Raw genomic sequence first — 5,465 nt, forward strand, 5'->3', positions numbered from 1 at the left:
GCAACCGGACAGGAAGGGCCCTCGGGCCCTCCCTGTCCGGCAGAGAAGAGGGGGCTCGGATCATGTGTCCTGCTTGATTGGCAGAAGAGGACAGAAAGGACACGTTATGGATGGGACCTACCACGAATGTGGTCACGCCACTGGCGCAAAGCACCGGCTCGACCGCAACTTCGCCGAACGGTTCAAGCGCGACAGCCTCGCGATCGAGGAGATTTGCGCCGAACTTACCGCATCGTTCGTCCTCGCGGATCTCGGTATCGCCCATCACCCACGGCCCGATCACGCCGCCTACGTCGCGTCCTGGCTGCGCGTGTTCAAGGATGACCCACGTGCGATTTTCACAGCTGCCAGCAAGGCCCAGGCCGCAGCCGACTGGATGCATGCCCAGCAGCCTCAGGCTGAGGAGATGGCGGCGTGAAACAGGTTCGCAAAAATGGCGCTGGAATTCACATTAGCGCTGGACTGTCAGGATATGTCGCGGAACTGTCGAGTGCGATGCTCGGGGCCGAACTTGGACTGCCGGTCGCGCATCTCGATAGCCACGCGAGCTACATCGAGCACTGGCTCAAGCTGCTCAAGGATGATGACCGCGCCATCCTGACCGCGGCGGCCCGCGCCGAGGAAGCCGCCTCTCTGCTGCTCAAGTTGGCCGGACGGGCTGTTGCCCAAGATCATGCTGATGACGCCGAGCCCGGCAGCGATGCTACCGATGCCATCGCAGCCTGACGGGAGAACGACGATGGGACGTTCTGTCAGCTATCCATCTGGTGCGGTCGTGGCCTTCCAGGTTCTGGATGTCGAAGACGATGGCGACTGGGATTTCGAGATCGAATGGCTGCGCGAAGACCTGATCGAGCGGGCGAGGGCTGCTTTCCCCTCGCTCGAGCCGCAGCAGGGTTGGCGTGGCCGCGAGGACCGGATCCTTCTGCGCAACGCCTATGCCGATTTCGGCATGTCGGTCTATGGCAGCCTTGTCGCCGTCTGGATCGCCGAGCGCGAAGACGGCCCTTACTGGGAGTGCGATTGGCGCCATCCCCGAACCGGCCGAGCGCGCCACTGGCTCGCGCAGATCGCGCCACGCTTCGAGGCCCTGTTCGGCGAGTACGAATGCCTCGGGCACATGTCGAACGGCGAGGGCGTCTATCGCAAGCGGGCAGCCTGATCAGCTGCTCGTTCCTTGGGTACCCTTACGGATTCGCGCGCTACCGCATCTGCTCCCCGGTGCCGCGAGAGAGGCCCTGGGCCGGTCGCCTGCGCCCCGCAACCCGGCTTGGCACGGCCCGTGTTGGCGCGCCTGCCCGCACCAACCGCGCCAAGCGGGTTTCCGCCCTTCGGGCGTGCGGGACGCGAGGCTTGACCAGCCCTGACGGGCTCTCGCCGGCACCGGGGAGCACGACGCTCCTCGCCGGTCTCACACCGTCAGGAGGTATCCCATGCACACGTCCTTTGCCGACCAGCTTTCCGGTCTCGATCTGTCCGGCTTCTCGATCGGTCCTGCGCCGCTCACAGAGACCGACTTTCCGCCTCGGGAGGCGGCCACGCAGACGCTTGAAGCCGTCTGGTCCGATCTCTTCGCCCTTGTCACCGGTACCGCGCTGGAAGCCGATGCCGAGGATCTGGGCTGGGCTTTCGTGAACCTCTTCCACCGTGCTGCCGAGCGCAAGGGAGCGGCTTTGGACCGGGCAACCGATGAGGTCCGCGCGCTGGTGGCAACCGCCGACGGCTCCGAAGTTCACACGCATGATCTCGAAACCCAGGTCGAACGCGCGCAGTGCGCTGAAAGCGCGATGCTGGCCTTCGAGGAGATGCGCGAGATCGCGGCAAGCCTCTATCTCAACGAGTTCGGCTCGTCTTGGAAACCTGTCTCGAGTTCGCGTCTCAATCACGGCGCGACCCTCACCTCGGCGCTCGTCCAGGGCCGGGATTTCCTCCGTGCACGTGCTGAAGCGAAGCGCCGGGCAGCCAAGCCTGAAGGGACACCCGTCATCTTTGCCGGTGGCCGGATGGGCCGCAGCAGCGAGGCCGATGCGCTCGCCTTTGCCGACAACATCTGGGCGACCCTCGACAAGGTCCATGCACGTGTTCCCGACATGGTGTTGGTCCATGGCGGGGATACCAAGGGCATCGACCGCCTCGCATCGTCCTGGGCCGAACGCCACAAGGTGCCGCAGGTCGTCTTCGCACTCGACATGCGCCTTGGGAGCCGCGCCGGGTTTCAGCGCAACGAGCGGATGCTCAGCCTTGATCCACGCTACGTCGTCGCATTCCCCGGCAACGGTGTTCTTGAGCGCCTTGTGATCGAGGCCAAGGCGCGGCGGATCACTGTCGTAGATCGCCGCGGTCCGCTGGGAACCTGCCCCAAGGTTCCGGTCAGTGGAGCACCTGACTGACTGATCTCATATGTCGCCAGCGCCCTTGTGGGCGCTGGCGATCAACTCCAAGCTTGTCTTGCGCGTTCAGCACGCCAACGCTGAATTGCAGTTTGTATTGACATTGTATGTGCAAATTGCCATCTTCCGATGCGAAATGGAAGGTCGAAGGCAATGGCCGTGCTAAATCGTGATGCCTCTGAGAGTACTCGGCGCAAGCTGCCGGCTGACGCAACGATCACGATGCGTGTCCCGGCGCGAACGCGCGATCTGATTGATTCAGCAGCGGCGTCACTGGGCAAATCGCGTACGGAGTTCGTGCTCGATAGTGCCCGCCAACACGCGGTCGATGTGCTGCTCGATCGGCGGGTCTTCAGCCTTGATGCTGAAGCAAGCGAGGTGTTCGCCAAGGCATTGGCGGCCCCGGTTGCTCCCAATGCGGCGCTCAAGGACCTGATGTCCGCCAAGGCTCCGTGGGAGTAGAGCCCATACGGCTCAGCCAGCCTGAACCGCTCAAGGCGCACCATGATCTGAGCCAATTCGAGTGCGGAAAGCCGACCCTGGATCAGTGGCTTCGCTCGTATGCCATGGCGAACGAGGGGACGTCCTCGCGTACCTTTGTCGTGTGCGATGATGGGGCTACGGTTGTCGGCTATTACACGCTCGCAACCGGCAGTGTGACCCGAACGGAAGTTCCGCGGCGCATCCGCCATAGTCTGCCCAATCCTGTTCCGATCATGGTTCTTGGACGTCTCGCCATAGACAGGCGGTGCCAGGGCCTCAAACTCGGCAGTGCCCTGCTGCGCGAAGCCATGCTGCGGACACTTCGTGTATCGGAGCAGGCCGGCGTTCGGGCGCTTGTTGTCCATGCGATCGATGACGAGGCGGTCGCCTTCTACACGCGCTATGGCTTCCAGATATTCCCTCCGGAAACGCGCACCCTGTTGCTGCCAGTTGAGACGATTGCTGCCGCCTTGCCGGCAAGATGATTTGATCCGCAGCTTCTCGCTTCGCCATCATCACCTCTGTTTTGAGGCTCCGATCAGACCGCCACTTATCCGCTTGCTGCAGCGGCATTGTCCGAGGGATACCATAAAGGTGACCGGCGGAGCTGTCCGGCAGCGGCGAAGCTCCGCCTTCAGTTCTGCGTTCTGGCGGACGGCGGCACCGCGGTCGAGGTAGGAAGCTTGGTCCGGAAGTGGGAGCAGGTTCAGGGCGAACCGCAGCCGCGAAATGCCACGAGTTGGCCGGACACCCGCTCGGCTTAGGCCCGGGACCATCCGGCTCTTCGCGAACCCTTCCCTGAAGGCGGCGTCTGCCCCTCGCAACCCCGATCCGGCCGGCCGAGTTGCCGCGCGCTGCGCGCGCGTCTGCCCGCCCCCACCCGTCCTGATCGAGGTTCCCCTCCGGCCGCCTGCGGCGCCCTCCGGTGCGAGCGCCAGCCGCCCCCTTCTGACGGTCAGTTCGCAGCCGGGATGGTCCCGGACCTGCAGCCTCAGGAGAAGTTCCATGACCAATCTCGTTATCCTCGTCGGCCGCATCGCCCGCGATCCCGAAACCCGCACCACGACCGGTGGCACCAGCATCACCAGCCTCTCGGTCGTAACCGACCGGCCCGCCCGCAAGGACGGCAAGACCTACAAGGACGAAAACGGCTACACCGTCAAGGACAGCGAGTTCCACCGGATCACCTGCTTCAACGGCCTGGGCCAGAATGTCGCCAAGTTCTGCAGCAAGGGCCAGCTGGTCACGGTCGAGGGCCGCATCCACTACACCCAGTGGGAAGATCAGGACGGCACCAAGCGCTACGGCTGCGAGATCATCGCCGACAAGGTCGATTTCCTCACCAAGGGCCGCACCGCCTCCGGCGAAAGCGCTCCCGATATCGACGAAGACTGAGGGGCTCATTCCTTCTCGAACAAGGCCCCGGCAGAGCGATCTGCCGGGGCCTTCTTTGTGCTTGAACCGCAATCGGCGGCGCGGAGGCATCGAGCCCCACGCGCCGCCGGGATTCTTGTCTAAGAAGCAGACAGTCGTTTGATCGCGGTATCAATGCCAATCGTCATCGAGACGCGCAGCAGCTGCTTGAGCTGTGCAGGTTCGAGCACTTCAGCACCGCAATCGAGGAGCACTGTGCCGAGTTCGGCTGAAGCCTCTTCGCGCAGCCTCGCTTCGCGGGTTGCAAGTTCTTCGCGCTCTGCCCGAAGCTTCAGGAGGGCATCACGTGCACTGGGTTTTGACCGGGCCATAATCAGGGTCCTTTCGATCTGGCCGTTGGACCCCTCCGCCCCCAATCTTGCCATGCCGGCGCGGTGTTTCAAGAGGGCAGACCGCAATTCCGATCGTCGCGGCTCCCTGAGAGGTTGGAAGGTTCTCTCGCAGAGTGGCCAAGTGTGATGGCGCCTTTGGGGCCGCGTCAAGGACGACGGGGCCCCACCATTTTGCCGGGACGAGCCCGACAAAATCGTTGCCCCCATCGCCGCTGCGCGGCCGCGCTTGCGCGCGGTCCCTGACCCGGCCCGTCGGCACCATCGAGAGCTTCCTGATGCGACGCATCTTCATCAGGAGGATAGACCATGATCATTTCCGCAGACACTGCACAGGCCGAGGTTCAGGCAGCAGTTGATCACAGCACCGCCTGGATTGCTGCCCTTGATCAGGCCCACGCCCGGGCCCAGCACAGCTACTTCACGCAGTACATTCTGATCGATGGGCAGAGGGGCTATCTGGTCGTCGACGAGGGCGACTACGGCGCACTACCAGCAGAGCTTGAGGGACGGGTCATCGATGCTGTCTGCGGCAAGCTGAGTGACGAGTTCTAGGGACTTTGGCACCATTCGAGGGAGGGCGTCCGTCAGGGCGCTCTCCCTTTTTTTTTGCTCGTTCACCGGACTGCCAATCGAGAGCCTAATCGGCAGGTGCGGAGCGATTTGGATTGCCCCATGAAAAAGCCCCGCCGAACCGCTAGGGGTCGTGTCCCACGGGGTGGTGTAGGAAGGTTTCTCTGAGAGGGTGGCCACCGTCGATCTTCTGGTAGGGTTCGGATGCGAACTCGAACCTGGAGAAGAAGACGATGACCGACGACAGAATGGCCCT

General features: G+C 63.4%; 9 protein-coding genes. 8 read left to right on the forward strand and 1 reads right to left on the reverse strand.

Features of this window, described 5'->3' with window-relative positions:
• The 7 genes from NDB2M1_RS14200 to NDB2M1_RS14235 all read left to right on the forward strand — a co-directional run.
• Nucleotides 1–418: zincin-like metallopeptidase domain-containing protein (locus NDB2M1_RS14200; RefSeq protein WP_371328211.1), on the forward strand; the 418-nt coding region annotated here is incomplete at its 5' end.
• The gene (locus NDB2M1_RS14205; protein ID WP_072383281.1) at nt 415–726 is read left to right on the forward strand and encodes a zincin-like metallopeptidase domain-containing protein; all 312 of its coding nucleotides are present in this window, start codon (nt 415–417) and stop codon (nt 724–726) included. The genes NDB2M1_RS14200 and NDB2M1_RS14205, both read left to right, overlap by 4 nt.
• A 13-nt stretch (nt 727–739) precedes the next feature.
• Nucleotides 740–1,162, forward strand: a complete 423-nt coding sequence (locus tag NDB2M1_RS14210) for a hypothetical protein (RefSeq protein WP_072383283.1) — start codon at nt 740–742, stop codon at nt 1,160–1,162.
• Between the two features lie 271 nt (nt 1,163–1,433).
• Entirely contained in the window at nt 1,434–2,390 is a 957-nt protein-coding gene (locus tag NDB2M1_RS14215) for a DUF2493 domain-containing protein (RefSeq protein ID WP_072383285.1), read from the forward strand.
• Nucleotides 2,391–2,543: 153 nt separating this feature from the next.
• Nucleotides 2,544–2,852: a type II toxin-antitoxin system TacA family antitoxin gene (locus NDB2M1_RS14220; protein WP_072383287.1), complete on the forward strand. Its 309-nt coding sequence runs from the start codon at nt 2,544–2,546 to the stop codon at nt 2,850–2,852.
• Entirely contained in the window at nt 2,843–3,358 is a 516-nt protein-coding gene (locus tag NDB2M1_RS14225; RefSeq protein ID WP_171955405.1) for a GNAT family N-acetyltransferase, read from the forward strand. The genes NDB2M1_RS14220 and NDB2M1_RS14225 overlap by 10 nt, the downstream gene beginning before the upstream one ends.
• Before the next feature lie 520 nt (nt 3,359–3,878).
• A complete protein-coding gene (locus NDB2M1_RS14235) occupies nt 3,879–4,268 on the forward strand; it encodes a single-stranded DNA-binding protein (RefSeq protein WP_072383291.1) in 390 nt (129 codons plus the stop codon).
• 119 nt (nt 4,269–4,387) lie between these two features.
• On the opposite strand, the gene NDB2M1_RS22095 is transcribed toward NDB2M1_RS14235, so the two are convergent.
• Nucleotides 4,388–4,690, reverse strand: a complete 303-nt coding sequence (locus NDB2M1_RS22095) for a DUF6437 family protein (protein WP_253185888.1) — start codon at nt 4,688–4,690, stop codon at nt 4,388–4,390.
• A gap of 255 nt (nt 4,691–4,945) precedes the next feature.
• Between NDB2M1_RS22095 and NDB2M1_RS14245 the strand changes: the two genes are divergently transcribed.
• The gene (locus tag NDB2M1_RS14245) at nt 4,946–5,191 is read left to right on the forward strand and encodes a hypothetical protein (protein WP_072383294.1); all 246 of its coding nucleotides are present in this window, start codon (nt 4,946–4,948) and stop codon (nt 5,189–5,191) included.
• Nucleotides 5,192–5,465 lie beyond the last annotated feature (274 nt).

Origin of the sequence: Novosphingobium sp. NDB2Meth1, assembly GCF_900117425.1 — a bacterium.
Classification (GTDB): Bacteria; Pseudomonadota; Alphaproteobacteria; order Sphingomonadales; family Sphingomonadaceae; genus Novosphingobium.

Excerpts from the sequence above, each read along its gene's own strand:
- NDB2M1_RS14210 (WP_072383283.1), top strand. The coding sequence starts at position 740 with ATGGGACGTTCTGTCAGCTATCCATCTGGTGCGGTCGTGGCCTTCCAG.
- NDB2M1_RS14235 (WP_072383291.1), top strand. The coding sequence starts at position 3,879 with ATGACCAATCTCGTTATCCTCGTCGGCCGCATCGCCCGCGATCCCGAA.
- NDB2M1_RS14220 (WP_072383287.1), top strand. The coding sequence starts at position 2,544 with ATGGCCGTGCTAAATCGTGATGCCTCTGAGAGTACTCGGCGCAAGCTG.
- NDB2M1_RS14245 (WP_072383294.1), top strand. The coding sequence starts at position 4,946 with ATGATCATTTCCGCAGACACTGCACAGGCCGAGGTTCAGGCAGCAGTT.
- NDB2M1_RS14215 (WP_072383285.1), top strand. The coding sequence starts at position 1,434 with ATGCACACGTCCTTTGCCGACCAGCTTTCCGGTCTCGATCTGTCCGGC.